Origin of the sequence: Microbispora sp. GKU 823 (assembly GCF_002027145.1) — a bacterium.
Lineage (GTDB): Bacteria > Actinomycetota > Actinomycetes > Streptosporangiales > Streptosporangiaceae > Microbispora > Microbispora siamensis.
Window position 1 is genome coordinate 52984 of the sequence record NZ_MWJN01000024.1, and the last position, 25553, is coordinate 78536.

29 protein-coding genes are annotated in these 25553 nt (G+C 72.1%); 9 read left to right on the top strand and 20 right to left on the bottom strand.

Annotated features, from left to right (window positions below):
* Genes B1L11_RS15350 through B1L11_RS15375 form a run of 6 tightly spaced genes read right to left on the bottom strand, consistent with a single transcriptional unit; the run spans position 1 to position 6661 of the window.
* Entirely contained in the window at positions 1–1434 is a 1434-nt protein-coding gene (locus tag B1L11_RS15350) for a sulfatase (protein ID WP_218671140.1), read from the bottom strand.
* On the bottom strand, positions 1431–2900 hold the full coding sequence (locus B1L11_RS15355) for a sulfatase-like hydrolase/transferase (RefSeq protein ID WP_256862566.1): 1470 nt from the start codon (positions 2898–2900) through the stop codon (positions 1431–1433). The genes B1L11_RS15350 and B1L11_RS15355 overlap by 4 nt, the downstream gene beginning before the upstream one ends.
* Complete coding sequence (locus B1L11_RS15360) at positions 2897–3895, bottom strand: aliphatic sulfonate ABC transporter substrate-binding protein (RefSeq protein ID WP_079315109.1); 999 nt, start codon at positions 3893–3895, stop codon at positions 2897–2899. The genes B1L11_RS15355 and B1L11_RS15360 overlap by 4 nt, the downstream gene beginning before the upstream one ends.
* Positions 3892–4689, bottom strand: coding sequence for an ABC transporter ATP-binding protein (locus tag B1L11_RS15365; RefSeq protein WP_079315110.1), 798 nt, complete (start codon positions 4687–4689; stop codon positions 3892–3894). The genes B1L11_RS15360 and B1L11_RS15365 overlap by 4 nt, the downstream gene beginning before the upstream one ends.
* Complete coding sequence (locus tag B1L11_RS15370) at positions 4686–5486, bottom strand: ABC transporter permease (RefSeq protein ID WP_204051759.1); 801 nt, start codon at positions 5484–5486, stop codon at positions 4686–4688. The genes B1L11_RS15365 and B1L11_RS15370 overlap by 4 nt, the downstream gene beginning before the upstream one ends.
* Positions 5486–6661: an ROK family transcriptional regulator gene (locus B1L11_RS15375; protein ID WP_079315111.1), complete on the bottom strand. Its 1176-nt coding sequence runs from the start codon at positions 6659–6661 to the stop codon at positions 5486–5488. The genes B1L11_RS15370 and B1L11_RS15375 overlap by 1 nt, the downstream gene beginning before the upstream one ends.
* 221 nt (positions 6662–6882) lie before the next feature.
* Here B1L11_RS15375 and B1L11_RS15380 point away from each other — a divergent pair, with 221 nt between their 5' ends.
* From B1L11_RS15380 to B1L11_RS15390, 4 genes are all read left to right on the top strand, one after another.
* Positions 6883–8508: a family 43 glycosylhydrolase gene (locus B1L11_RS15380; protein WP_218671141.1), complete on the top strand. Its 1626-nt coding sequence runs from the start codon at positions 6883–6885 to the stop codon at positions 8506–8508.
* Positions 8505–9173, top strand: a complete 669-nt coding sequence (locus B1L11_RS48320; protein WP_218671142.1) for a DUF1349 domain-containing protein — start codon at positions 8505–8507, stop codon at positions 9171–9173. The genes B1L11_RS15380 and B1L11_RS48320 overlap by 4 nt, the downstream gene beginning before the upstream one ends.
* Positions 9174–9395: 222 nt before the next feature.
* Positions 9396–9644, top strand: coding sequence for a hypothetical protein (locus B1L11_RS15385; protein ID WP_079315112.1), 249 nt, complete (start codon positions 9396–9398; stop codon positions 9642–9644).
* Positions 9645–9651: 7 nt separating this feature from the next.
* Entirely contained in the window at positions 9652–10062 is a 411-nt protein-coding gene (locus B1L11_RS15390) for a hypothetical protein (RefSeq protein ID WP_079315113.1), read from the top strand.
* Here B1L11_RS15390 and B1L11_RS15395 read toward each other — a convergent pair.
* On the bottom strand, positions 10034–10873 hold the full coding sequence (locus B1L11_RS15395; RefSeq protein WP_079315114.1) for an SMP-30/gluconolactonase/LRE family protein: 840 nt from the start codon (positions 10871–10873) through the stop codon (positions 10034–10036). The genes B1L11_RS15390 and B1L11_RS15395 overlap by 29 nt on opposite strands.
* A 282-nt stretch (positions 10874–11155) precedes the next feature.
* On the opposite strand from B1L11_RS15395, the gene B1L11_RS15400 reads away from it, so the two are divergent.
* Together B1L11_RS15400 and B1L11_RS15405 are read left to right on the top strand one after the other, a co-directional pair.
* Positions 11156–11524, top strand: coding sequence for a hypothetical protein (locus B1L11_RS15400; RefSeq protein WP_079315115.1), 369 nt, complete (start codon positions 11156–11158; stop codon positions 11522–11524).
* Positions 11525–11638: 114 nt separating this feature from the next.
* Complete coding sequence (locus B1L11_RS15405; RefSeq protein WP_143737293.1) at positions 11639–11965, top strand: hypothetical protein; 327 nt, start codon at positions 11639–11641, stop codon at positions 11963–11965.
* Between the two features lie 20 nt (positions 11966–11985).
* Here B1L11_RS15405 and B1L11_RS15410 read toward each other — a convergent pair whose 3' ends face one another.
* Entirely contained in the window at positions 11986–12345 is a 360-nt protein-coding gene (locus B1L11_RS15410; protein ID WP_256862567.1) for an STAS domain-containing protein, read from the bottom strand.
* Positions 12335–12745 carry a PP2C family protein-serine/threonine phosphatase gene (locus tag B1L11_RS48325; RefSeq protein WP_218671143.1) on the bottom strand — a complete coding sequence of 137 codons (411 nt, stop codon included), beginning with the start codon at positions 12743–12745 and terminating at the stop codon, positions 12335–12337. The genes B1L11_RS15410 and B1L11_RS48325 overlap by 11 nt, the downstream gene beginning before the upstream one ends.
* A gap of 61 nt (positions 12746–12806) precedes the next feature.
* Here B1L11_RS48325 and B1L11_RS48330 point away from each other — a divergent pair, with 61 nt between their 5' ends.
* On the top strand, positions 12807–13100 hold the full coding sequence (locus B1L11_RS48330) for a hypothetical protein (protein ID WP_218671144.1): 294 nt from the start codon (positions 12807–12809) through the stop codon (positions 13098–13100).
* A gap of 153 nt (positions 13101–13253) precedes the next feature.
* Here the strand turns inward: B1L11_RS48330 and B1L11_RS15420 are convergent, their stop codons facing one another.
* Positions 13254–13958: an SDR family NAD(P)-dependent oxidoreductase gene (locus B1L11_RS15420; protein WP_218671145.1), complete on the bottom strand. Its 705-nt coding sequence runs from the start codon at positions 13956–13958 to the stop codon at positions 13254–13256.
* 82 nt (positions 13959–14040) lie between these two features.
* Between B1L11_RS15420 and B1L11_RS15425 the strand changes: the two genes are divergently transcribed.
* Entirely contained in the window at positions 14041–14499 is a 459-nt protein-coding gene (locus tag B1L11_RS15425; protein ID WP_143737294.1) for a MerR family transcriptional regulator, read from the top strand.
* Here the strand turns inward: B1L11_RS15425 and B1L11_RS15430 are convergent.
* Genes B1L11_RS15430 through B1L11_RS50870 form a run of 3 tightly spaced genes read right to left on the bottom strand, consistent with a single transcriptional unit; the run spans position 14442 to position 17755 of the window.
* On the bottom strand, positions 14442–15449 hold the full coding sequence (locus B1L11_RS15430; protein ID WP_079315118.1) for a small ribosomal subunit Rsm22 family protein: 1008 nt from the start codon (positions 15447–15449) through the stop codon (positions 14442–14444). The genes B1L11_RS15425 and B1L11_RS15430 overlap by 58 nt on opposite strands.
* Positions 15450–15464: 15 nt before the next feature.
* Entirely contained in the window at positions 15465–16604 is a 1140-nt protein-coding gene (locus tag B1L11_RS50865) for a polysaccharide lyase family 8 super-sandwich domain-containing protein (protein WP_256862569.1), read from the bottom strand.
* Positions 16541–17755 carry a hypothetical protein gene (locus B1L11_RS50870; protein ID WP_256862570.1) on the bottom strand — a complete coding sequence of 405 codons (1215 nt, stop codon included), beginning with the start codon at positions 17753–17755 and terminating at the stop codon, positions 16541–16543. The genes B1L11_RS50865 and B1L11_RS50870 overlap by 64 nt, the downstream gene beginning before the upstream one ends.
* 115 nt (positions 17756–17870) lie before the next feature.
* Here B1L11_RS50870 and B1L11_RS15440 point away from each other — a divergent pair, with 115 nt between their 5' ends.
* Positions 17871–18659 carry a hypothetical protein gene (locus B1L11_RS15440; protein ID WP_079315119.1) on the top strand — a complete coding sequence of 263 codons (789 nt, stop codon included), beginning with the start codon at positions 17871–17873 and terminating at the stop codon, positions 18657–18659.
* A 50-nt stretch (positions 18660–18709) separates the two neighbouring features.
* Here the strand turns inward: B1L11_RS15440 and B1L11_RS15445 are convergent, their stop codons facing one another.
* From B1L11_RS15445 to B1L11_RS15475, 7 genes are read right to left on the bottom strand one after another with little or no spacing between them, the layout of a single operon-like run.
* Entirely contained in the window at positions 18710–19678 is a 969-nt protein-coding gene (locus B1L11_RS15445; RefSeq protein ID WP_218671146.1) for a glycosyltransferase family 2 protein, read from the bottom strand.
* Positions 19675–20925, bottom strand: a complete 1251-nt coding sequence (locus B1L11_RS15450; RefSeq protein ID WP_079315120.1) for a glycosyltransferase family 4 protein — start codon at positions 20923–20925, stop codon at positions 19675–19677. Before B1L11_RS15450 ends, B1L11_RS15445 begins: the two co-directional genes overlap by 4 nt.
* Entirely contained in the window at positions 20922–22184 is a 1263-nt protein-coding gene (locus B1L11_RS15455) for a lipopolysaccharide biosynthesis protein (protein ID WP_079315121.1), read from the bottom strand. The genes B1L11_RS15450 and B1L11_RS15455 overlap by 4 nt, the downstream gene beginning before the upstream one ends.
* Positions 22172–22927, bottom strand: coding sequence for an NTP transferase domain-containing protein (locus B1L11_RS15460; RefSeq protein ID WP_256862571.1), 756 nt, complete (start codon positions 22925–22927; stop codon positions 22172–22174). Before B1L11_RS15460 ends, B1L11_RS15455 begins: the two co-directional genes overlap by 13 nt.
* Positions 22917–23579, bottom strand: a complete 663-nt coding sequence (locus B1L11_RS15465) for an HAD family phosphatase (protein WP_079315123.1) — start codon at positions 23577–23579, stop codon at positions 22917–22919. Before B1L11_RS15465 ends, B1L11_RS15460 begins: the two co-directional genes overlap by 11 nt.
* Positions 23576–24781 carry a 2-phospho-L-lactate transferase CofD family protein gene (locus tag B1L11_RS15470; RefSeq protein WP_079315124.1) on the bottom strand — a complete coding sequence of 402 codons (1206 nt, stop codon included), beginning with the start codon at positions 24779–24781 and terminating at the stop codon, positions 23576–23578. Before B1L11_RS15470 ends, B1L11_RS15465 begins: the two co-directional genes overlap by 4 nt.
* The gene (locus tag B1L11_RS15475) at positions 24778–25545 is read right to left on the bottom strand and encodes a glycosyltransferase family 2 protein (protein WP_079315125.1); all 768 of its coding nucleotides are present in this window, start codon (positions 25543–25545) and stop codon (positions 24778–24780) included. The genes B1L11_RS15470 and B1L11_RS15475 overlap by 4 nt, the downstream gene beginning before the upstream one ends.
* Positions 25546–25553 lie beyond the last annotated feature (8 nt).

The following is a 25553-nucleotide window of genomic DNA, read 5'->3' on the forward strand; positions in this document are numbered from 1 at the left end:
TCAGACCCCCGTGTTTTCCAGCGATTGGGGCACCGGCTGGCTCGGGTGCGGCTCGTCGCCGAGGGCCGCCTGGGCGTGCCACATGCGGACCTTCATCTCCTCGCGGACCTCGCGGTACGCCGGGTCGTCGTAGACGTTGCGCAACTCCTCCGGGTCGGCCTCCAGGTCGTACAGCTCCCACTCGCCGGGGTAGGTGAACGCGCCCGTGCCGGGGATGCCCATGCCGTCGTTGTAGAAGTAAATGATCTTGTAGCGGGACGTCCGGTAGCCGTAGTGGGCCGGCGCCTTGTGGAAGACGTCGTCGTGCTCCCAGTAGCGGTAGTACATGCCCTCCGCCGGAGGCGGGCCCGGCTCGCCGGTCAGGTCGGCGAGGAAGCTGCGGCCCTGCATGCGGGGGTGGTGCGCCACCCCGGCCGCGTCCAGCACCGTCTGCGCGAAGTCGACGTTCGTGACGATCCCGGTGTGCACCTGGCCGGCCGGGATGCGCCGCGGGTAGCTCAGCACGAGCGGCATCCGCAGCGACTCCTCGTACATGAACCGCTTGTCGAACCACCCGTGGTCGCCCAGGAAGAAGCCCTGGTCGGAGCAGTACATCAGCAGCGTGTCGTCGAAGTCCCCGCGCTCGCGCAGCCAGTCGACCACCCGGCCGACGTTGTCGTCCACCGACGCGACGACGGCCAGGTAGTCCTCCATGTAGCGCTGGTATTTCCACAGCGCCAGTTCCTCGTACGACAGCCCCTCGGGCGGGTCCTGCTTGAGGTCCTCGGCGTTGAGGTGCTCGGCGATCCGCATGGCGGCCCGCCGGGCCGACGACGAGCGCGTCGCGTAGTCGTCGTCGAACGTCGAGGGCACCGGGATGGGGTCGGTGTACATCCCCGCGTGCTTGTCGTCCGGCTCCCACGGGCGGTGCGGCGCCTTGTGGTAGATCAGCAGGCAGTAGGGATCGTCGCCGTCGAGCGAGTCGGCCCAGCTCAGCGCCATGTCCGTGATGAGGTCGGTGGCGTAGCCGGGGACGGTCCTCAAGCCCTCCTCCGAGAGGAACGAGGGGTCGAAGTACTCCCCCTGCTCGATCAGCACGTCCCAGTAGTCGAACCCCTGCGGGTTGTGCCCGGGGCCGTCCCCCATGTGCCACTTGCCGACGATCGCGGTGCGATATCCGGCCGCCTTCAACTGGCTCACGAACGTCGGCTGCGCCGCGTCGATCGGCGTGACCAGCGTCGAGACGCCGTTCACGTGCGAGTACGTGCCGGTCAGGATGCTGGCCCGGCTCGGCGAGCACAACGCGTTGGTCGCGAAGCAGTTGTCGAACCGGACGCCGAGGTCCGCGATCTCGTCGATCCGCGGCGTCCGGTTGACGACCGAGCCGTACGCGCCGACCGCGTGCGACGCGTGGTCGTCGGTCAGGATCATGACGATGTTCGGACGCCTGCTCACCGGTAGGTCGCCTCGTCCAGTCCGCTCAGCGTCGGGTCGTACGACACGTCGCCGACGTCGTACATCGAGGTCATCCAGTGGTAGAAGTTGTCGCCCCGGTCGCGCAGCACCTGGTAGAGCCGCCGCATCAGCCGCCCGCGCACCTCCGCCATCTCGGGGTGGCCGTAGACGTTGAGCAGTTCGTCCGGGTCGGTGAACAGGTCGTACAGCTCGTTGGTCGAGTCGGGGTTGACGACCAGCTTGTAGCGGTCTGTCCTGATCATCCGCTGCGGGTACGGGAAGTGGTGCCCGTGGAACTCGCAGACGATGTCCTGCTCCCACGGCACCTCGTGGGTGGACGCGAGCGGCAGGAGGCTGCGCGAGTCGACCGCGGGGGCGGGGTCGATCCCGGCCAGCTCCAGGATGGTCGCCGTGCAGTCCAGCAGGCTGACGAACTCCGTGCGGACCACCCCGGGCTCCTGGCCGGGGATCCGCAGCAGGCCGGGCGTGCGGTAGATGTCCTCGTACATCGCCGGGCCCTTGTCGTGCAGCCGGTGGGCGCCGGTGAACTCGCCGTGGTCGCAGGTGAAGAACACGGCCGTGTCGTCGTTCAGGCCGAGGCGCCGCATGGCGTCCATGACCCGGCCGATCTCCATGTCGATCAGCGCGACGTAGCCCCAGTAGACCGCGATGAGCTTGCGCGTCACCTCCAGCGGCATGGTGTCGAACGTCCAGTGCGCGCTGTAGTTGGCCTGCACCGGCGGCTTGCCGGCGAAGGTCTCGGCGATCGACTTGGGCAGCTCGACCAGCTCGGGGTCGAACATGTCGAAGTACTCGTCCGGCACGATGTAGGGCAGGTGCGGGCCGAAGAAGTTGAGCTGCAGGAAGAACGGCTTCGGCTCGGCGGCGTACCGCTCCAGCATCTCGATCGTCCGGGTGGCGAGGTAGTGCTCGAACGTCGCCTCGACCGGCTGGCGCAGCCGCGCGGCGAGCAGGTTGCCCGGCCCGCCGTTCGGCAGCGTCCCGCGGATGCGGTCGTGGATCTCGTACGGCGGCAGGTCGTTCGCCTTGAGGTAGTCGAGGTAGTCGGGGTGGTCCACGGGGTTGTGCCACCCCGGCAGGTCCGGCCCGTCGAACCCGAAGTCGGCGGCCCGCCGGTGGTGCCCGACGTGCCACTTGCCGATGAGCCCGCAGTTGTACCCGGCGTCCCGCAGGGCCGTGGAGAAGGCCCACTGGTCGTCGGGGAGGTCCTCGATGTAGCCGACGTTCCTCTCGTGGTTGGCGAGCAGCTTGTGCCGGAACGGCGCCTGCCCGGTGAGCAGGCTCGCCCGCGCCGGCGTGCAGATCGCGGTGGGGGTGTACCAGCGGTCGAACCGCGTCCCGGTCCGGGCCAGCTCGTCCAGCACCGGGGTGGCCGCGAGGCGGTTGCCGTACGCGCCCAGGGTGTCGGCCCGGTGCTGGTCGGTCATCAGGAACAGAACGTTCACTTGGCCGCGCCCGTGAACAGATCGCCGGTGTAGTACGTCTTCGGGTCCACGGCCGAGGTCAGCTTGCCCGCGCCCACGAAGTAGTCGTTCATCCCGCTCAGCCACTTGTCGATGGTCCCGTCCTTGGTGTAGCCGTCCAGGTCGGACAGCGACAGCACCTTGGAGTTGGCGGCGTCGGCCTTGACCTGGTCGGCCGGCAGCTTGAGCATCTCGGCGGTCGCGGCCACGGTCTCGTCGAGGTGCTCGCTGCGGTACTGGATGGCGTCGCGCAGCACGCCGATGACCTTCTCGGTCTTGTCCTTCTCCTTGGCGACGACGTCGTTGCCGGCGACGAACGCGGTCGGGAACGACACGGTGTCGGAGAAGTCCTCGTTCTTGGCCAGCTCGACCAGGTCGGGGACGGTCTTCTTGATCGTGGCGATGGCCGGATACCAGAAGCCTGCCGCGTCGACCTGCTTGGAGGTGAACGCCGACACGATGGTGGAGGCGTCCATCGGGACGATCTTCACGTCGTCCTTGGTCAGCCCGGCCTTCTTCAGCGCGAGCGTGAGGATCATGTCGCCGGAGGTGCCCTCGGGCACGCCGATCGTCTTGCCCTTCAGCTGGTCGAGGGACGTGATGCCGGCCTGGGCGATGACGCGGTCGGCGTTGCCGAGCGTGTTCAGCGCGACGACCTTGGCCTTGCCGGAGGCGGGCAGCCACATGGCGCCGGGGCCGATGTAGCCGAAGTCGAGGTCGCCGGTGCCCAGCGCCTGGATCTGCAGCGGGCCGTTGGTGAACACGCTGACCTTGGCGTCGAGGCCGTGCTTCTTCCACAGGCCCTGCTTGTCGGCCACGGCGAGCAGGCTCGCGCCGTTGAAGTCGGCGATGTAGCCGAAGTTCACGTGGGTCGTGCCGCCGCCCGAGCCACCCGGCCCGGCGGAGTCGTCCGACCCGCAGGCCGCCGCCGACAGTGCCACGACGACCGCCGCGGCGGCCAGGAGTGTCTTCTTCATTTCGCGGGCTCCTTGATCTGCCGCTGGTGGTACACCGCGTGCCAGACGCGATTGCGCAGGGCCCCGAACTCGGGGCTCAGCCTCATGTCCTCGTCGCGCGGGTAGGGGAGGTCGACGTCGATGATCTCGGCGATGCGGCCCGGCCTGGCGGCCATGACGACCACCCGGTTGGCGAGGAACACCGCCTCGTCGACGTCGTGGGTGATGAACATGACCGTCCGGCGGTCCTTGCTCCAGGTGTCCAGGAGCTGCTCCTGCAGCCGCACCCGGGTCAGCGCGTCGAGGGCGCCGAAGGGCTCGTCCATGAGCAGGATCGACGGGTTCACCGCGTACGCGCGGGCGATCGCGCAGCGCTGCTTCATGCCGCCCGACAGCGTCTTGGGCAGCGCGTCGGCGAACTGCTCGAGGCCGACCAGGCGGATGAAGTGCTCGGCCCGCTCCCGCCGCTCCTCCTTGGGGACCTTCGCGGTACGCATGCCGAACTCGACGTTCTCGCGGACGGTCAGCCACGGGAACAGCGCGTACTGCTGGAAGATGACGCCGCGCTCGGGGCCGGGGCCGGTGACCGGCTTGCCGTCCACCAGCGCGGTGCCGCCGGTGGGCTGCTCCAGCCCGGCGAGGATGTTGAGCAGCGTGCTCTTGCCGCAGCCGGAGGGGCCGACCACGGTCACGAACTCGTTGTCGGCGATGTCGAGCGAGACGCCGCCGAGCGCGACGAACGGGTCCTTCCCGACCGGGAAGACCTTCTGGACGTCGCGTACGGAGATCTTGGGGGTGATCTCGGGAGTGCTCATCGGTTCTCCTGCCAGGCCGTCAGCTTGTTGCCGGCGATCATGAGCAGCCGGTCCATGATCAGGCCGAGGACCCCGATCGCGATGATGCCGACGAAGATCGTCGGCAGGTCGTAGTAGAGCTGCGCGCTCTGCATCCGGTGGCCGAGCCCGGCCTGCGCGGCCAGGAGTTCGGCGGCCACCAGCGTGCCCCACGCCGAGCCGAGCCCGACCCGCATGCCCACGAGGATGAACGGCGTCGAGGCCGGCACCACGACGCGGCCGAAGATGGTCCCGTCGCCCGCGCCGAGCACCCGCGCGGCGTTGATGAGCGTCCTGTCCACGTTCACCACGCCCTGGTAGGTGGAGATGACGCAGGACAGGAACGCCGCCAGGAAGATGACGAAGATCTTCGGGCTCTCCCCGATGCCCATCAGGACGAGCACCAGGGGCAGCATCGCCAGCGGCGGGATCGTGCGGAAGAACTGGATCCACGGCTCGAACAGGCCGCGGGCCACCGTGTACCACCCCATGACGAAGCCGACGATCACCGCCGCGATCGAGCCGAGGGCGAACCCGGCCAGCACGCGCCCGAGTGAGGCGCCGACGTCGGTGGCCAGCGTGCCGTCCTGGATCATCTTCCAGGCGGCCGAGACGACCTCGGCCGGAGTGGGGAACTGGAGTCCGGCCAGGGACAGCCCCCACCAGATCGCGATTCCGGCCACGATCGAGATGATGTTGAGGACCAGGAAGGTCCTGTTCTTGCGCGGCCGGGCGGGGGCGTTGTCGGCCCTCGTGGCGCCCGCACTGGTCACGGCCACTATCGGCCTCCGTCCGTCGTGACGTTCGCTTCGTATCCGGCGAGCAGGGGGGACTCGTGGAACAGGGCCGCGATGGCCCCGCGCGCGCCGCCGTCGTCCGAGAGCAGGGCGGGGCGGATCACCGGCGCCGCGTCGGTACGCCACGACAGCTCGTAGGTGACCGTGTCCGCGACCTGGCGCAGCAGGGCCGGAGCGATCTCGATGATCTCGCCGCCGAGCACGATCTCGTCCGGGTTGAGTGTCATGGCCGCCGTGCCGAGCACCTGGCCGACCGCCGTGCCCGCCTCGCGGAGCACCTGGTCCACGATCGGGTGGGCGATCTCCACCGCGGCCTTCAGATCCTCCAGCGTGTCCGCGGGCACGCCGAGCTCGCGGCACCTTCCGAGGATCGCCGGGACCGACGCCACGGTCTCGACGCAGCCGCGCTTGCCGCAACGGCACCGCGCGCCGCCGGGGACGGCGGTCACGTGCCCCAGCTCGCCCGCGTACCCCTTCGAGCCCCGCACGAGCTGGCCGCCCACCACCAGCCCACCGCCGACCCCGACGGACAGGCGCAGGTAGATGAGGTTTCGTACAGTGTCCGACTGGGCGTGCAGCGCCTCGGCCAGCCCGGCGAAGCGCACGTTGTTGTCCACGATCACGGCGGCGTGGAAACGCTCGGCGAACACCTCCGCGACGCCGTCGGCCCGCGAGCGGTCGCCCCACCCCGGCACGCCGATCCCGATCGCCTGGAGCGCGCCGTAGTGGACGCCGGTCTCCGCGCTCAGCCGGTCGATCAGCGCGAGCCCGGCGTCGAGACGCTCGGGCCACTGCGCCGACTCCTCGTAGCGAGCCGTCCCGGACGCGATGATGTCGTGCGCGGCGTCGGCCACCAGGACGTTCACCCGGCGGTGGCCGAAGTCGACGCCCATGTACTGCCCGGAGGCGGGGTCGAGCGCGAGCCGCTCGGCCGGCCGGCCGCTGCCCACGCGCTCCACCGCGTCGGTGTCGACGACGCGGATGGCGCCGCGGCCGAGGAGATCGCTGGTGATCTCGGAGACCGTGGTGCGTGACAGGCCGACCCGGGCCGCGATCTCGTTACGGCTCTGCGCGCCGTTCTGGCGGAGCACGCGCAGCACCCGCTCCTCATGGGAGCGGCGCACGAGGGCATGCACGCCGTTGGGGGTCGTTGACACGCTGGAAACCTAAGGTTCGTCTGTTTTTTACGTCAACCATCCGACAAAAAGAATCCGGAAATCTGTTCAGGATCTTGACGAAAACCTATGACCAGCGCGGACACCTCCCCGACAACCTCCATGGCATCCTGCCGCATCCGCCGGGGGCCGCTGGGACGCCTGGGACACCGGATTCTGACGGCGTCTCGACGGAAAAATTTGCCCTGTCTACGGTGCTCGCCGTGAGACAACTGGTGATCGGAGCCTTACTCCTCGCGTCCTCCGTGGTCCCGGCGACGCTGCCCGCCCAAGCATCGACAGCGCAGGCATCAGCAGCGCAGGCGGCGAGCGGACCCACCTACACCAACCCCGTGAGCGCCGGGGCGGTGCAGACCTTCCCCGACCCCACGATGATCCGCGGCAAAGACGGCCGCTGGTACGCCTACGGCACCACGAACCCGATCGACGGGAAGAACGAGCACATCCTGCCGATGCTCACGTCCCCCGACATGGTGCACTGGACGTACGCGGGGGACGTCTACACGGGAGACAACCACCCGTCGTGGTGGCCGAACGGCACGCGTCCCTGGGCGCCGGACATCCGGTACGTGAACGGGACCTACCACCTGACGTACGCGCTCTCCACCGGCGGCGTGGCGCTCGCGACCAGCCCGCACCCGACCGGGCCCTGGACCGATCACGGGCTGATCGTCCCGGCGGGCGGCAGCGGCTGCCCGACCGGCAACATCGACCAGGCCATGTACACCGACGTGAACGGTGACAACTACCTCTACTGGGGCAGCTACGACACGATCTGCGGCGCGAAGATGAACGCCGAGGCGACCGAGGTCACCGGCCCGGTCACGCAGATCGCCCGCGGGCGCCGCATGGAGGGTGGCTTCGTCGTCCGGCGCGACGACAAGTACTACCTGTTCTACTCCGACGCCGGATGCTGCGACGGCGCGTTCAGCGGCTACACCGTCAAGGTCGGCCGCTCCGACAGCCCGCTCGGGCCGTTCACCACCCCGACCGGCGTCGACCTGATGGACCTGACCAGCAAGGACGGCATCGTCCTCGCGGCCAACGGCAACGGCTGGGTCGGCCCCGGCCACAACGCCATCCAGACCGACCTCAGCGGGCAGGACTGGCTGGTCTACCACGCGATCCCCTCGTCGGCCCCCGAGTTCGGGCAGGCTACGACGACCTGGGGCACGACGATCACCAACCTGAGCCGGCGGCCCCTCATGATCGACCGGCTCGACTGGATCGACGGCTGGCCGGTCGTACGGGCCGGGGCCGGGCCGTCCACCGGCGAGCAGCCGGCGCCGGTCACCACGTGGACCGTGGGCGGCACGTTCAACGAGGGCAAGGACGGGTGGACCGGGCCGTGGAAGCTCGCCTCCGACCCCGACTCGCTCGGCTACCTCACCGGCAAGGGCTCGACCAGCGAGCTCGGCGACGGCACGGTCGAGGGCGACGTGCGGGTCGAGGCCGACCTGCGGCTGGGCGAGGGCGGCACCGCCGCCGGGCTCTTCGTGACCCGCGAGAACGGCGCGAGGAACATCACCGCGTGGCTCGACCGGGAGCAGGGCGCGCTCGTGGTGACGACCAAGGTGAACGGGAAGACGACGACGGTTTCCAGCCCGCTGCCGGCCTCGTTCGACTACGGCTCCTGGCACAACGTGGCCGCCGAGCGGCGCGGGAACGCGCTGGTCGTGTCGGTGTCGGCCGACCGGCTCGGGGACCCGGTGGCGACGGTCGCCACGACGCTGCCCGACGGCGCGCCCACCTCGGGCGCCATCGGCGTGACGACCCGGGGAGCGGCCGACGCCGACAACGTGGGGGCCGCTCCGCTGTACCGGCCGTGACCGAGCGGGTGCCCGACCCCGTCCTGGGCAAGCAGCTTCCCGCGTACTCCGACGAGTTCGACGGCACCGGCTCGCCCACCGGCTGGACGAAGGTCCGCAACCCGTCGGCCACCCTGTCGAACGGCTCCCTGGTCTGGCCGACGCAGAACGCCGAGCTCTACCTGGGCAACAACACCGCGTCGATCCTGCTCCGCGACGCGCCGCAGGGTGACTTCGCCGTGGAGACGAAGCTCACCTTCAACGGCACGAAGGGCAACCAGCAGGCAGGTCTGCTGCTGTACGAGAACGACGACCGGTGGCTGAAGCTGACCCACTCGATCCTGCCGCTGAACAACGGTGGCGGCGCGGTGCTGCACCAGACCGAGTTCGGCAAGGAGGGCCCGCGCCCGGGCACCACCCCGCCCACCGCGATCGCCAACGCGCCGATGTTCGGCGGCCCGGCCGCGCAGACCACCTGGCTGCGGCTGCTCTACCACTACGACGAGGAGAACGGCGAGCACGACGTCCGGATGGCGTCGAGCACCGACGGCACCCACTGGATCTGGGGCGGCACCTGGTCGCTCCCGCGCACCGGGCCGGTGCGGATCGGCCTGATCTCGATGAACACGGCGGGCGCCACGGCGACGTTCGACTACCTGCGGACGTACGAGGTGACCAGCCGATAACCGGCGACCGGCCGCCCCTTCACCCGAGGGGCGGCGATCCATGCGCGGGGAATGATCCGCTGCGGTTTCCGCCGGGGCCGGGGCGCGGGCCCGCGCGCGGGGTAGAGGCACTTCGATGCCGATCATCCACACCCTCACGGGAGCCCCTGACTCCCTTCCGCGACGGCCCGCGACGGCGGCGGTGACGCTCGCCGTCGCGCTGGCCCTGGCCGTGGCGCGCCCGTGACCGCGGGCGCGGCGGCGGCCGGTGACGGCAACGGGAACCACTCCGCCGTACGCGTGGGTAACGGCTCGTCCAACCGCAACCTGGTGGCGATGGGCAGCACGCGCCTGCGCGGCGACCTCCACCAGTTCTCGGTGGGTGTGGGCGGGGTCAGCAGCGTGCAGGGCGGCCTGTGCAGGCCGCACGGCCGGCTCTGCGCGCTGTCGCAGGACATCCGCACCACCAGAGCCAGGGCCACCCGGCGGTGACCCGTTGATGCGCGGCGGTCTCGCCCTGGCGGCGGCCACGGTCGCGACGGCGGCGCTCGCCGCGTTGCCGCCTGCCGCCACGCACGCGGCGGGCACCCGTACGGCCGGGAACGGCGACCGCAACGGCAACAGCACCACCGTCCGCCTGGGCAACGGAATACGCAACGTCAGCCAACTGACGGTGGGCAGCGCCCGAAACGGAACCGGCATCCAGCAGAGGACGGTCGGCGTCGGCGGCCTGGCGAACGCGCAGAGCGGCGTCTGCCGCCGGTGGTCCCGCCTCTGCGAGCTGACGCAGCGGATGCACGCGTCAGACCGGCAGAGCGACATGGTCAGCCTCCCGGAGGCGCGGACCCGGCGAGGCACCGAGCCGGCCGGGCGCCGGGCCTCTACGGCCAGCCCGCGCCGGGCACCGTGACCTGGGTCGAGAGCACCTGCCCGGTGCCGGGTGGCACCATCTCGGGCATGCGCCACTCGGCCGCCACGATGAACAGCGTCTTCCCGTCCCGGCCGCCGAGCGTGCAGGCGAAGCATCCCCGGTCGGCCTCGACGGTCTGAAGAACCTCACCGCCCTCCCGGATCCGGACACAGTGCTTGTTGCCGACGTCGGCGTACCAGACGGCGCCCTCGGCGTCGATGCAGATGCCGTCGGGGTGGTCCGCGCCGGTGCCGGCCCAAACCCGGCGATTGGACAGGCCGCCGTCCGCCTCGATGTCGAAGGCGATGAGCCTGTTGCCGTAGGAGTCGGCGACGATCAGCGTCGTGTTGTCCTGCGTCACGGCCATGCCGTTGGGAAAGGCGATGTCGTCCGCCACCTGACGTGCCGCGCCGTCGGGGCCGACGTGCACGACGTATCCGGGGGCGAACGGCTCACCGGTGAGCATGTCGAAGCCGATGCGGTTGACGTAGACGTTGCCGCGGCCGTCGATGACGATGTCGTTCCAGCCGCGCCCGAGACCGGTGAGGTCGGCCAGGGTCGCAAGCGAGCCGTCGGGTTCCAGTCGCACCAGCAGCCCCCGCGCGGAGTCGACGATCACCAGCCGTCCGTCGGCCTGCCAAGCCGTGCAGAGCGGGAGCGAGTCCACCCGCGCCACCACATCGTGCTTGCCGTCCAGGTCGAGCGCGATCACCTCGTGCGCCGTCCAGTCGGAGAAGTACAGGCGGCCGTCGTGCCAGCGTGGCGACTCGACCAGCCCCAGACCGGTGAGCCATGTGCGCACTTCCGACATCGAAGACTCCCTTCGCCACGTCGAATGGACAGTACGCCGCCGCTACGACAGTTTCCGGGTGCTTCCCGGCCGCTACCGCGAGGGATCGGAGCACAACGGAGATCGTTCCGCTGGGAGGTCCTAATCCTCGTTCAGCGGCCGTGACCGGCGCGCCTGCCCGGGGTAGATGCCCGGAAGGTCCGTGCGAGCGGATCTCGTTGACGGACGACGGGGAAGGCGCAGGGGAACATGGCTCGTCACAGGGCTCACAACAGGGGGCGGCACGCGCTCACCGGCCCAGCGGTGCGACTGCTGGCGCTGACCGCGCTGACGCTCACGGGCGCGGGCGTCGCGCTCTCCCCCGTGAGCGCGGACGCGGCGACGGGCCGGGGCCAGGGATGGAGATGGGGATCGGGCGGTGGCGACGGAAACGGCGCCAACTCCAGGTACGTCATCAACAACGGGCAGAACAACCTGAACTCCCTGCTCGTCGGCAGTCAGCGGAACATGACGGGCGCTCAGCAGGTCATCACGGGAGTGGACGCGTCGGTGAACACCCAGGCCGCCAACTGCCGGCGCCGCCCCGGCTGCCGGGGCTCCCAGAACCTCTGGGGCCGTAACCAGAGCTCCCCCAGGACGAGCGGCACCGTGATCAACGGACGCGGACGCTGACGCGCCGCGAAACAGCGGAGAACTTGGCGGGACACGCACGCCGGGGAACACCGGCAGGACCGACGCGGAAGCTACGGTGTGATCGAATCTCGGCGGGCGGACGGGCGGTGGCGGATGCTTCATTCATGCGGCGCATCTCGGCGTGTCCCGCTGTTCGCCGTCGTCCTCGTCGCGGCCGCCGCCGCGCAGGTCCTCCTCACCGCTCCCGCGAACGCGCGGGCCGGGCGGGGGGACGGGGACGGCCCGGTCTCCGTCGGCAACGGCGCCCGCAACCGCACCATCCTCTATCTGGACAGCCCCACGCGGAATCGGGGCCACCAGCACACCGCGGCCAGCACCGCGGGCGGAGCGACCAGCGTGGCGGACGGTTTCTGCCGCCGGTCCAGGCACTGCGACATCAGGCAGAACATCACGGTCGCCGTCGCCGCCGCGCCCCTCTGAGAGAGGTCACCGGCCCCTGCTCATTTGCTCAGCGCGCGTACGGCCTCTTCCGGGCTGTCGTAGAAGGAGAGCAACTGGTCGAGGCCCATGATCTGGAAGACGCGGGCGATGTCGGGGTCCAGCCCCGCGAGGAGCAGGGCGGCGCCCGCGTCCTGGGCGCGCTGGTGGGCCGCGACCAGCGTGGCGATGCCGGTGGAGTCGCAGAAGGTCAGGCCGGACAGGTCGATCACCAGGTCGGCGTCCGGGCCGAACTCGACCCCCTCCAGGGCCGCCCGCAGGCGTGGAGTGGTGTGATGATCCAGTTCACCGGCCACGACCAGCAGGCGCGGCCCGGAGGTGTGCGGCTGGAGGCTGACGGTCAGTCCGTTGTCATGCTGCACCGAGACTCCCGGATGACGGTGTACGAGTGGCGGGCGGGACGGACAGGGCGAGGATCGCGGTGTCGTCTGACACCCCCTTGCCCAGGGCCGTGATCAGGTCGTGCACGGTGGTCAGGAGGGCGTCGGCGCTCGTGGGCCCGGCGGCGGCGAGATACGCGGTCAGCCCGTCCTCGTCGAGCATCGAGCCGGACGGCGTCCGCGCCTCGGTGAGGCCGTCGGTGTAGAGCAACAACGCGTCACCGGCGTTCAGGCGGGCGCTCACCTGGGCGAAGTGGGGATCGCGCAGGATGCCGATCAACTGCCCGCCGGCCGGGTGGATGGGCTCGACGGCGCCGTTCGCCCGCACCGCCAGCGCCGGGGGATGACCCCCCGGTGGCGAGCGTGACGCCGAAACCGTCACCGTCGGGCTGCAGGACGCCGAAGACCGCCGTGCAGTACGGCGCCGGGGCCTCGCCGCCCGCGTGCTCCTGTTGCAGGACCGCGTCGAGGTTGGCCAGCACCGCGTGCGGGTCGGCGTCGTAGACGGCCGCGGCGCGCAGGGTGTAGCGGATGACGTACGTGCCGCCGTACCGTACGGCCGCGGCGCACAGGCTCTCGACGAGCCCGCGGCGCGGTGGCAGCCCGTGCGCGGCGATGACGCGGACCGTGTCGTCGCGACGATCGTCACGGTGGCGAAGGGAGCGTGGAAGATCCGCGCGGCCAGGGCGGCCACCCGGTCGAACGCGGCGCCGGAGGCGGTCTCCAGTGCGGCGTAGCGGCGCACGGCCGCGAGGCGGCGCGCCTCCCCGGCGGAGGCGAGCGGCATCGGTCTGCCGGGCGCTACGTCGACGGTGCTGACCTCGGGCTCCTTCCGTCTCACCGGGCCCGGGGCCTGCGACTCGCCTGGCCGGTGAATGGTTTGCCCTATCCTACGAAACCGTCGAACTGTTGCTTCCCTGACCTGCCGGACTCGCCGGCCCGGTACGGCCGGTGTGCAGCACCTCGCGCTCCCACTGCCGGCGTGGCTGTGTGTGCAGGCGCCAGTAGTGCTCGGCGATGTCGTCCGGGTCGAAGTCCGTCCCGGGGGCGACCGGGCCGGCCACCGTGACGCTCGCCACGTGTACCCCGGAGGGACCGTACCGCTGATCCAGCAGCGTCACCAGGGTGCGGACCCCGGCCTTGCCCAGGGACAGGCTCACGTACTGCGGCTTGGGCTCGGGCATGCCCCCGGTGACGAGGAAGGAGCCGCTGCCGCGAGCCGCCATGGCGGGGGCGACGTGTGCGGCGGCGGTCAGCGCGCCGACCACGTTGACCGCCCAGGCATCCAGATGGCCGCGCAGCGGTAGATCTCCCGGCCCGTCGGCCTGGATGATCGCCGCGTTGTACACCACCACATCCGGCAGGCCGTGCCGGTCGGTGGCCTCGTCGAGCGCGCTCCGCAGCGCGTGCTCGTCGGTGCTGTCGGCCGCCAGGGCGAGCACGGGGACGTCGCCGAGCGCGACGGCCTCGGCGCCGGCGCGCAACGTCGAGTCACTCCGCGCGATCAGCGTGATCGCGAACCCCTCCCGGGCGAACCGGCGGGCCACCGCCTGGCCGATCCCCGGCCCCGCCCCGATGATCACTGCTCCAGGCACCGCGTCCCCCTTCTCATGTGTCGATGACAATGGGCGACGGTAGGGGGTCACATCCATGTGATGGTCAAGCGGAGGGAGTCGCATGCGCATCGGCGAACTGGCCCGGGAGACCGGAGTGAACCGCCGGCTGCTGCGCTACTACGAGGAGCAGGGCCTGCTCACGCCATCGCGACTGGCCAACGGTTATCGGGAGTACGCCGAGACGGACGTCGTGGCGGTGCGCCACATCCGCATGCTGCTCGCCGCCGGGCTGCCGACGGCGGTCATCGCCCGGCTGCTGCACTGCATCCACGACGAGGGCGACGTGGCGACGCCGTCCGGCTGCCCGACGCTCGTCGACAGCCTGCGGCGCGAGCGTGCTCGCATCACCAAGACGATCGACGAGCTGCGGAACTCCCAGCAGGCGCTGGACGCCATGCTGCACATGGCGCTGCAGCAGGCCGCGAACGCGGCGCAGGGCGAGGCCCGGCGCCGGTCACCGCACTATTCGCCGGGCGGCGGCCAGGCGTCGCCCCAGACGACGTCGCGCGCCTCGCGGTAGGTCTCGCCCTGCCGCTTGGAGACCGCGCGGTCGGCCAGCCCGTCCTCGGCCGTGCACAGGCGCAGCGTCACCAGCCCCTTGCGCTTGAGGGGATGTCGCAGGATGCGGCTCTCGGCCCGCGGCCACGGCCGGGCCGACGCCGCGACGTAGGAGTACTTCTCGTCCTCGAAGCTCAGCGTGCCGTCCTTGACCCGCCGATGCAGGGCGGTGCGGTTGAGGCGCACCGCGAAGTGACACCAGTCCTGGTCCGGGCGGATCGGGCACTCGCCGTCGTGCGGGCAGGGCGCGACCACGTGCAGGCCCGACTCCGCCAGCAGCCGCCGGGCCGCCGCGATCCGGGCGTACCCGGCGGGTGTGCCGGGCTCGACGATCACCAGCATGGCCGCGTCTCCGGCCCCTCCCCGTGCCAGCGACCGGACCACGTCGTCCTGGACGGCGGGCGACAGCTCGCCGAGCACGTAGGACATCGTGACCAGGTCGGCCGCGGGCGCGGGCACGCTCCGGTCGACGACCGCCTGCTGCCAGCGCGCCTCGCGTACGGCCGCCGCGGGGGCGCGGCCCGCAAGCCGCCGCCCGAAGGCGATGGCGGAGGGCGACTGCTCCAGGACGGTGACCGTGCGCAGCGTCGGCCAGACCGCGCTCGCGGCCCACAGCGCGCTGCCCGTGCCGCCGCCCACGTCCACCTGGGTCTCCGGCGCGAAACCGGGGGCCAGCAGGGCGACCTGGCGCAGCGCCGCGCGCACGGCGCTGTAGGTCGCCGGCATGCGATATCCGGCGTACGCCGCGACCGCGACCTCCGAGTTCAGCGCGGGCACGCTCCGGTCGAAGCCCTCCCGGTACTGCCGGATGAGCGTCTGCACGCTCCGCGTCAGCTCGGCCACCGGGAAGCGTCCGAGCGACGCTTCCAGCGCGTCGTCGAGGTCGTCAGGCAGGGTGGACACGGCGTTCATGATGCCCGGCCCCGCTCAGGCTGTCGAAGCGCCCAGCCGTACGGTCACCGTGCAGGAGGCGCCCTCGTGACCGGCCAGGCCACCGAACGTGAGCGTGAGCCGGGCGCCGGTCTCCGCGTGCTCCAGGAGCGGGTGGCCGCGCGTGACCCCGGCCACCGGGCGGTCCCACGTCACCGTCAGCCCGTCGAGGGCGCGCCGGGGGTCGGCCACCGTCACCGTGGCCGTGCCGTCGCCGAGGTCGCGTACGAGGACCGCGCACGGATCGGAGGCCGTCAGGCCGCCCGCGCGTCCCCCGACCCGTCCGCCCGTCCAGAAGTTGACCGCGGTGACGCCCAGCGACGGGACCTCGATCCCCTGCCGCGCGGAGGTGTTGGCGAGCACCCGGGCCCAGCCGGGGTCGGCGGCGCGGGCGGCGGTCTCGGCCGGGCCCGCCCCCGGCATGAGGTGGTAGACGTAACCGGCCGCGTCCGGGTCCACGCCGTGGTCGAGCCACAGTGTCGCGTAGGCCCGGGTGACCCCCGCGGCCGTGCGGTCCTCGCGCAGCGTGCGCAGCCGCTGCCGGGCGGGCACGACGTAGCCGCCGTGGCCGTCCAGATGAGCCCATCCGGTGTCCACGGTGAGCCGGGCGCCGGTCCTGCGGTTGTCCACGACGGTCTCGACCGGCACGCCGTCGCGGCAGGTGATGCCGGCGCCGAGGCAGACCACGGCGTCGTCGAGGAAGAACCACGACGTGAACGCCTCCAGCGTGCTCTCCAGGCCGTACAGGTGCTGGCCCACCGCGGCGTACACGCCGTCGGTCGCGCCGCCCACCCACTCGGCCGATGTGCGGGTGTCGCCCCACTCGCCGCCCGCGCCGTCCGGCAGCCGCCGCGTGGAGACCGTCGTGCCCGGCAGCCGGTAGGGGTCCACGGTGGGCCAGAAGGCGTCGGAGTACTGGTCCCCCTGGCCGGTGGTCCACCAATAGAGCATCCCTGAACCGGTGTGCCAGCCGCGCAGGTTCTCGCCGTTGCCGTACTCGTAGTGCGCGACGCGGGAGGAGGCCATGCTGACCGCCGCACACCACCCGGGCCTGCGGTGCACGGCGCGGGCGCTCATGGGGAACAGGCGGTGCCCGGTGGGCTCGGCGGCGGCCGGGACGCTCGCGTCGCCCAGCACGGCCGACAGGCGCGCGTGGAACGCCAGGTCGCCTGCCTCGGCCGCACCCTCGGCCACATGGAGCATCCGCTTCGCGGTGTCGCGCACGGCCCAGCCCTTGACCATGGCCCGCCAGCGGGCCGCTCGGCGTCGGGAGCGGTCTCGGCCAGCAGCAGGACCGCCGCGGCGATCTCCCTGCCCCTCCTGTGGTCGCCGTACGGCCGCCTGTCGATGCCCCGTCCGCGTACGAGGTCCATGCACGCGCCGTCGTGGACGAAGGGCGCGAACGACCGGTCCACGGCGTCGAGGACGGTGCGCGCCGCGGGGTCGGTGATCTCCCACGGCGTGCCGCGCAGCACCGCGAACAGCGTCGCGAGGCCGGTCAGCAGCACCGCGCCGTACCCGCCCTGGTAGGGGACGGAACCATGCTGGATGAACGAGCCGTCGCGGTAGAAGCCGTCGCCCTCGGTGACGTAGGGGAACACCGGGGAGAGCGCGGAGGCCGCGAGCGCGGCACGGGCGGGGTCGGCGCCGGCGATCGCCCGCAGCAGCGTCACCGTGCATAGATCGACCCGGTTCGCCCCGGTGCTGTTGCCCGCGTAGTCGTCCAGGCGGCTTTCCGGGACGAAGGTGTCCACCGCCGCGCACAGCGCCGCGACCTGGGTGTCCGTCAGGTGCGGAGCCGCCAGCACGGCCGCGTCGAGCAGCGCCCTGGGCGTCCCGATCTGCCAGTCCCACCAGTTGCCGGTCTGCTCGGCGTCCGCGGCGTAGACGTGCCGCACGTAGTGCTCGATGCCCTCGGCGACAGCACTGCCGAGGCCCGGCTCGGCGGTCAGGCCGGTGCCCGGCAGCGCGTACGCCTGGGCCATCGCCCGCAGCCGGGCCGGCGTGGCGTCGAGGGAGGGGAAGGGCAGGTCGGGCCAGAGCGACCGGCGCGTGGGCGTCATCGCATCGCGGTGCCCGGCGGCCTCCGCGCCCAGCCGCGCCAGCCGGGCCCGGTACGGCTCCCGCTCCGGGTCGAACGTCCCCGGGTAGCCGAGCGTGACCTCCCGCCATCGGCGGCGCAGCAGGGGGAAGGCTCCGGCGCCGGTTCTCTCGCCGGGAGCACAGGCCGCGGTCAGCACGGCGAGCCCGCCGAGCTGGAGAAATAATCGCCGGGAAGGTCCCTTCACGCGTAGATTATCCGCGCGATCCCTCCCTTTCATCGATCTTCCACGCACATCTATGGGAGCGCTCCCAAATGTCGTACCTTACTTCTGCCCTTGTCGCCGGGAAAAGGAGCGCGTCGTGCGACGACTGTTACCCGTGGTGTCGTCCTGTCTGGCCCTGCTGCTGCCGCTGACGGCGACGTCGGCCGCCTCCGCGTCCGAGTCCGCGTCGCACGGGCCGGGGACCTGCGCGAAGGGCGGAATGCTGTTCTGCGAGGACTTCCAGTCGCTTCCGGTCGGCGGCGCGGCGAGCCTCGACTGGGGTGTCGACACCAAGCACGGCACGCTCACGGTGGAGCGCGGCGACCGCGGCCAGAAGGTGCTGCACGTCCACACCGAGGGCAACGGCCGGGCGTTCCTCAAGGTGGACGACTTCGCCCCGCCCGGCAACGGCTTCTACGGCCGCCTGCGGCTGCGCGTCAAGGCGTTCCCCACCGCGCCCGACTGGGCCCACTACACGCTGGTCGAGGCCACCGGCGCGGGTCCGGAGATCGTCCGGCCGCTCGGCGGCCAGTACGTCCCCACACTGGGCAAGGACCTGTGGGGCGTCGGCGCGGACGGCGGCCCGACCGGCGACTGGACCAACTGGCGCGAGTCGGCCCCGTCGCAGGCGGACGTGTGGCAGTGCGTCGAGTGGCGGATGGACCCCGCCGACAACACGATCTCGCTCTGGTTCGACGGCGTGGCCAAGCCCGACCTCACCGTGTCCACCCGTGGCCACGGGGGCAACGACGTCGACTTCGTCTTCCCCCGCTTCGACACCGTGAAGATCGGCTGGCAGCTCTACCAGCCGAACCCCTCCCCCGCGGCGTACGACCTCTGGGTGGACGACATCGCCCTGAGCACCCGGCGCGTCGGCTGCGCCTGACGTCTCACGCGCCCCTCACGCGGCCTCCGCGCGGCTGTCCCGCGCGCCGGTCAGCAGGCGCAGCGAGCCGGCCGCCAGACCAGTGACGAGCACCACGTGGACGACCAGGTGGACGGCCATGAAGTAGGCGGCGAAGACCGGCCCCCGCTGCCGGCGGACGAACCCGACCAGCTCGGGATCGGCGAGGACGAACCCCGCCAGGAACACGGCGGGAACGGCGAGCAGAAGGGGATGGAACAGCCCGAACGCAGGCTCAGCAGCACCAGCCCCAGCCCGGCCAGGGCGAGCCCGCAGGACAGGATGCCCGCCGGGCTGTTGGCGTGCTCCGGCTTGGCCGCGCCGCGCCGGGTGGTGGTCAGCGCGAGCGGGATCAGCGGCAGGGCCCGCCGCCACTGCTCGCTCAGGATCGGCAGCAGGCGGCTGCCGTCGTCGTGACGGCCCACGACCGTGTCGGTCAGCACGATCCGGCTGCGTACGGCGAGCCTGCTGCTGTATTCGACGTCCTCGCAGTCGCGCAGCCGCTCGTCGAGCCTGCCCACGGCGAGCAGCACGTCGCGGCGGACGGCGGCGAGGGCGAACACCACGCTGTTGACCTCCCCCAGGTGGCGGCGGCGCCAGTGCACCGCGTGGAGGATGCGATACCACTCGACCGGCCCGTCGTCGATGAGCGGCACGGTGTCGTAGACCCCGTGGACGCAGCCGACCTCGGGATCGTGCTCCAGGATCTCCATCGCGTTCGCGACCGCGTCGGACCGCAGCGCCACGTCGGAGTCGAGGAAGAAGATCACATCGCCCGTGGTGGCGTCGATCCCGGCGTTCCTGGCCGCGGACACGCCCCGGTTCTCCGGCAGCCGCACGACCCGGCAGCCCAGCTCCTCGGCGATCTGCGCCGAGCCGTCGGTGCTCGCGTCGTCCACCACGACGATCTCGCCGGGCACGCGGGTCTGCGCCAGCACCGACTCCAGGCACAGCCGCAGCGTCCTGGCCGCGTTGTAGCACGGCACGACCAGCGAGATCATCGCGTCGCCCCCGAGAGCACCCCCGCGTAGACGGCCAGCGTCTCCTCGGCGGCGCGGCTCCAGCTCAGCGTCTCCCGCACCAGCCGCTCGCCCCGCTCGGCCAGGGCGCGGCGCAGCCCTGGATCGGTCATGACCTCGATCACCCCGTCGGCGATGTCGCGGGGATCGGCCGCCCGCACGAACCGTACGGCGGGCCGCGCGGGGTCGCCGAGGAAGATCCGGGAGAAGCCGTCACCCAGGACGACCGGCCGGGCCAGGGCCATCGCCTCGGTCGCCACCAGCCCGAACGGCTCGAAGAGCGAGGGGAAGACGCAGGCGTCGGCCATCGCGTAGTACTCCAGCAGCGCCTGCCCGTCCACGAAACCGCCGGAGGTCAGCACCCGGCCGTCGAGCCCCGTCTCGCTGACGATCCGCGCGACGCCCGCCTCGTCGCCCTCCCCCACGAGGACCAGACGCAGCCCCGGCACGGCGGGCGCGATGTCGCGCATGGCGTCGAGCAGCGGGTAGATCCCCTTCTGGCGTTCGAGGCGGCCGACGAACAGCAGCACCGGGTCCTCCTCGGCGATGCCGAGCCGGGCGCGCAGGTCCGCCGCGCCGAGGCGCAGCTTCTCGCGGTCGAACGCGGGGTCGGCGACCACCCGCTCGTACGTGCCGCCGAGGCGGACGACGTCGATCGGCGAGCGGTCCCAGCCCGCCTCAAGCAGTTGCTCGCGCACCTCCGGAGTGGCGACCACGACCCGCCGGGAGATCCGCGCCAGCCACCGCTCCAGCGCGGCGAACAGGTTGAGCGGGTCGGCGATGCTGCGCTGCGGGGCGACGCCGTACTCGGTGGTGTGGACGTGGAACACCACCGGGAGCCGCAGCACGTAGTGGCACAGCAGGCCGCACAGGAAGTTCGTCGAGTCGTGCACGGCGACGAGGTCGGGCCGCCGGCCGGGGCGCAGCCGCCGCAGGAGCAGGAAGTAACGCCAGTTGCTCACCACGACGGTCAGCGCGAGCAGGAGGAACTCCACGCCGCGCGTGCGGTTGAGCCGCCTGCGGCGGGCGACGGCGCCGAGGACGCGTCCGCGCGGCCGGTAGACGGTCACGTTCTTCGAACGCTCCCACACGGGCAGGCGGCCGTCGTTCAGGGTGAGGACCGCCATCTCGTGGTCGCGTGCCAGATGCGGCGCGATCAGCTCGGCATACCGGCCGAGCCCCGCCGTGATGTTGGGCGGGAACTGGTTGATGACGTGGGCGATCCTCACCCGCGCACCTCCAATGCGGGCCGGTAGAGCCGGGCGGAGACGGCCGTCACGACGGCCACGAGGACGAGGTTGCTCAGGGCGAAGGCCACCAGCCCGCCGGCGAGCCCCTGCCAGGCGATGAGCGCCGCCTGGCAGGCGAGCGCGAGCGGCGTACCGGCCAGCAGGCAGCCGATGAGCACCTTCGCCCCCCGCACCCCGTCCATGGTCAGGGCGACCTGCTGGAGGTTGAAGACCGTGTGCACGCCGATCCCGAGCGCCGACAGCGCCATCAGGCCGAGCGAGTACGGATACTCGCCCCCCATGAGCAGGAAGAACACCGTGCTCGCCGCGAACGCGAACACGGCGGTCGCCGCGAACACCACCGGGGCGAGCCGGGCGATCCGCCGCATCACGGCGGGCTTGTCCGACGTCGCCAGCGTGGGCAGCAGCACCAGGCCGACGCCGTCGGTGAACACCACGCCGAGCAGCCGTTTGGGGAAGCCGTTGTACACGGAGTAGACGCCGACGTCGGCCCGGGGCGCCCAGTGGTTGAGGAAGATGACGTCCACCCCGAACACCACCGCCGTGAGCGCGGCGATGGCGGTGACGTACGCGCCGTGCCGGTACAGCGAGCGGGCCAGCGCCCACGACCAGGACCGGGGCGCGACCTCGAACCCGGCGAAGGAGAGCAGGGCGAAGGCCAGGTTGGTGCCGATCAGCGCGACCAGGTAGGGCTCCGCGTCGCGCACGCCGAAGACCAGCAGGCAGCACGCGGCGGCGCCCATGTAGACGACGGCCACGGCGAGCTTCAGCCGGGCGACGAGGCGGAACCTCTTCAGCCCGCGCAGGAAGCTCTCGGTGAGCTGGTTGAGCGTCATCGCCAGCGCCAGCGCGAGCGCGAAGGCGAGCGTGCGGGTGTCCACGCCGAGCGCGGCGGTCAGCAGCGGAGCGGCCGTAAGGCCCGCGGCGAACCCCGCCCCGCCCAGCACGAGCGTGGCCAGCAGCGCCGTCGTCACCAGGGCGGGCCGCGCCCCCGGCTCGGCCCGCGGCAACTCCTGGAACATGACGTAGTTGAGGCTCGTCAGCATGCCGACGGTGACGATCAGCGCGATCGACAGGACGACGGTGAAGTGGCCGAACGCGGCGGCGCCGGTGCCCCTGGCGATGACGAGCGTGGTCGCGGCGGCCGTGCCGCTGGCCACCGTGCTCACCAGTGTGGGCCCGGCGGCCCAGCGGTGGGCGGCCAGGAGCCCGGCCGCCCGATCCGTCAGCGCGCCCACCGCAGGTGTGCCCGCCGGGCGTACTCGAGGTCGTCGGCCGTGTTGACGCCGCGCGCCTCGTCGGGGTCGGTCACCGGCACCACCGTCACCGGCCAGTTCCGCTCGCGCGACAGACAGGGCAGGAACGGCAGGAAGTTCACCTCTCCGGTGCGGGCGCCCAGAGCCGCCTCGTCCAGGTAGCGCGTCCACTCCTCGCGGAGCCCTTCTGTGCTCAGGCAGAAGACGCCCACGTCGCTGAGCCCGCCGGGGCGGCACTCGTCGCCCTCCCGCGACTGGCGCACCCGCACCAGCGTCCCGTCGCCGTCCAGTTCGTACTCGACGTACGGGTCGGGCATCGGCACCAGCGGGAGCGTGAGCCCCTTCCCGTGCGCCCGGACGACGCGATCGACCGTCACCGGGGACAGGCCCGCCTGGTCGCCCCAGACCACGAGGATCGTGCCGTAGGCCTCCCAGTGCGGCGCGGCGCCGAAGATCGCGCCGCCCATGCCGGTGGGCTCGTCCTGCACGCTCACCGAGACCTCGCCGCCCGCGATCTGTTCCGCCGCCAGCGCGCGGAACGGCCCCTCACCCTCCGGGGACATCACGACGTGGACGTGCTCGACGTACGGCCGCAGCCGCTGGTGGAGCACGTGCCACACGGTGACGCCGTCGGCGATCTCCACCATGATCTTGGGGATGCCCAGGCCCAGGCGGGTTCCCCGCCCGGCCGCCGGGATCACCGCGCACAACCGTTCAGCAGGCACCGCCCACCTCCGCGAACAGGAGAGACACGATCTGTTCCAGGTCGCGTACGGCGACCGCCCCGGGAGCGGGCTCGGCCACGTGGACGTGCAGGGTCGCCAAGCCCGCGCCGACCGCCGACGCCACCCCGTGCGCGGAGTCCTCAAGCACCACCGCCGCGCCGGGGTCGAGCCCCCAGTGCTCGCAGGCGTACGCGTAGAAGGCCGGGTCGGGTTTGCTCGCCGGGACGTCGTCGCTGGTGAGCACGCCCCGGAAGTACGCGCCCAGGGAGCAGGCCGCCAGCACCCGTGCGACCGACGCCCGGCTGCCGCTGGTGACGAGGTAGGCGTCGCGGCCCCCGGCGACCAGGCGGCCGAGCAGCCGCCGCGCGCCGGGGAACACGGCCACCGCGCCGGCCCGCTCGCGATACAGCCGCTGCTTCAGCCGGGCCAGCCGGTCCGCCTCATCGGTGTCGCCCAGCAGGCGCAGCGCCACCTCGCGGGTGCTCGCGCCCGCGTGGTCGGCGTACCGGAAGGACGCGAGCCGATCGGGCGCGACCTCGGCGAGGGCCTGCCGGAAGGCCGCCTCGTGGGCCGGGCAGGAGTCCACGAGCGTGCCGTCGAGGTCGAAGAGCCAGACGCGGCGGGCACACGCCTCCGCCAGGAGCGCCGTCATCGGGCCCGCGCCAAGGCCGCCTCGTTCCTGATCGCGAGCAGGGCCTCGGCCGTACGCTCCGGATGGTGCAGGCCCGGGCTGCCCGGATGTCGCAGGTCGGCGGTGACCCAGCGGGCCCCCGCCCACTCTCCCCGGTCGAGCACGCCGTACGGCACCGCCGGGGCGTCCGGCGCGGACGTGCGATGACTCAGCACGTGGGTCACCAGCCGCCGCCCGTTGCGGGGGTCGCCGAGGTAGGCCAGCGTGCGGTCCACCAAGTCGGGCGCGCTCAGCCCCCGGATGTCGTGGTCGCCCCGGATGTTGACGACGAACACCTTGGCCGCCGCCCGGCTCCGCGCGATCGCGTCCGCCACGCCGGGCGTGAGATAGCTGGGCAGGAGCGAGGAGTGCGGGGTGCCGGGGCCGTAGACGACGAGGTCGGCATCGCGGATCGCCTCAAGCGCCCGCGGGTTCGGCGTCACCTCGGCGCGCTCGCGGCCGAGGACCTCCCTGGTCCACGCGGGCGGCAGCGCCTCCAGTTCGGCCCGCCGCGCGCCGAGCGGCTCGCGCAGCAGGAACAGGTCGGTGATCGCTCCGGGGCCCTGCGGCGCGACGATGTCGGCCTCGTCGGCCAGCAGGCTGCCGTCCCGCCTGAGCGCGGTCAGGAAGGCGTTCTCCCCGTTGGTCACGTTGAGCAGCCGTACGGGCGAGCCGAACGTGCGGGCGCAGGCGTCGACGGCGGCGTTGAAGTCCCGGCCGAGCCGCAGGTAGGCCCCGGCGAACACGAGGTTGCCGAGCGCGCAGTCGGCGAGGTCGAGCCCGTGCGGGTACGCGGCGAGCCGCCGGGCGAACACGCGCAGGTCCGCCGTGACGGCCTCGCGGGCCGCCTCCGGCAGCGCGGCGAACGGGCCGCGCCGCGTGGCGATCGACTCGATGACGGCGGCGAGCCCGGCGGGCGTCGTCCCGCCCGGCAGGCGGTGTTCGAGCACGGTCGCCAGCGCGGCCCGCGCCGGATCGGCGGGGTCGAGGTGGAGCAGAAGGTTCTTGCGGAAGTCCGACGGCCCGAGCATCCCGGGCAGATAGCGCCGCAGCGCGCCGGTGGACAGGCCGTTGTCGTAGCCGTTGACGACCAGCGACAGGGTGACGCCCGGGGTGCCCAGCATGCCCCTCGCGATGCCGGCCGCCCCGCGCCCGCCGCTGAACATCGTCACCGCGACGTTCATCGGACCCCCTCGCGAGAGATCTCCTCACGAGCGGCCGGCCGGCGCAGGACGCCCCGGCGCAGCAGCCAGTGGCGGTAGCCGAGATAGGCGACGAACAGGGCCCGGTCGCGGGCGCCGCGCCAGTATCGCCAGCCACGGCTGCCGCCCCCGCGCTCCCGGTGCTCGATCGGGACCTCCACCCACTCGTGGCCCATCTCGGCGACCCGCGCGGTGATCTCGGTCGAGCAGTTCATCCCGGCAGACTCCAGCGGCAGCGACCGGAAGAGCGGGCCGTGCACCACCTTGAAGATCGAGTTGAAGTCGCGGTAGCGCGTGCGGTGGAGCAGGTTGCTGACCGCGCCGCTGGCCGCCGACCCCCACCGGTACGCCACGCCGTCGGCCTTCCTGATCCGGGCGCCGGAGAACGCCAGGGCCTCCCCGGCCTGGACGCGCGGCAGGACGCGGTCGAGGTTGGCGATCGGGAACTGGCCGTCGGAGTCGAGCAGCACCACCCAGTCGAGCCGGGTGTGGGCGATCGCGGCGGCGATGGCCGCGCCCGCGCCGCGGTTGCGTTCGAACGTGACGACGACGAGCCGCGGGCACCGGGCCCGCAGGCCGGCCAGGATCTCGCCGGTCGCGTCACCGCTCCCGTCGTCGCAGACGACGATCTCCCAGTCGCCCACGGCCGGGGTGTTCTCCAGGTAGTCCTGCCATTCGCCCACCACCGCCGCGATGGTGTCCGCCTCGTTGTACGCGGGCGCGGCCACGGAGATGTTCACGGGCATTTTCACGG

What these genes read in the sequence shown, in the direction of transcription:
- B1L11_RS15360 (WP_079315109.1), bottom strand. Translation starts at nt 3,895, where the DNA reads ATGAAGAAGACACTCCTGGCCGCCGCGGCGGTCGTCGTGGCACTGTCG.
- B1L11_RS15365 (WP_079315110.1), bottom strand. Translation starts at nt 4,689, where the DNA reads ATGAGCACTCCCGAGATCACCCCCAAGATCTCCGTACGCGACGTCCAG.
- B1L11_RS15390 (WP_079315113.1), top strand. Translation starts at nt 9,652, where the DNA reads ATGCGCGGCGGTCTCGCCCTGGCGGCGGCCACGGTCGCGACGGCGGCG.
- B1L11_RS15395 (WP_079315114.1), bottom strand. Translation starts at nt 10,873, where the DNA reads ATGTCGGAAGTGCGCACATGGCTCACCGGTCTGGGGCTGGTCGAGTCG.
- B1L11_RS15405 (WP_143737293.1), top strand. Translation starts at nt 11,639, where the DNA reads ATGCTTCATTCATGCGGCGCATCTCGGCGTGTCCCGCTGTTCGCCGTC.
- B1L11_RS15425 (WP_143737294.1), top strand. Translation starts at nt 14,041, where the DNA reads ATGCGCATCGGCGAACTGGCCCGGGAGACCGGAGTGAACCGCCGGCTG.
- B1L11_RS15430 (WP_079315118.1), bottom strand. Translation starts at nt 15,449, where the DNA reads ATGAACGCCGTGTCCACCCTGCCTGACGACCTCGACGACGCGCTGGAA.
- B1L11_RS15445 (WP_218671146.1), bottom strand. Translation starts at nt 19,678, where the DNA reads ATGATCTCGCTGGTCGTGCCGTGCTACAACGCGGCCAGGACGCTGCGG.
- B1L11_RS15465 (WP_079315123.1), bottom strand. Translation starts at nt 23,579, where the DNA reads ATGACGGCGCTCCTGGCGGAGGCGTGTGCCCGCCGCGTCTGGCTCTTC.
- B1L11_RS15470 (WP_079315124.1), bottom strand. Translation starts at nt 24,781, where the DNA reads ATGAACGTCGCGGTGACGATGTTCAGCGGCGGGCGCGGGGCGGCCGGC.
- B1L11_RS15475 (WP_079315125.1), bottom strand. Translation starts at nt 25,545, where the DNA reads ATGCCCGTGAACATCTCCGTGGCCGCGCCCGCGTACAACGAGGCGGAC.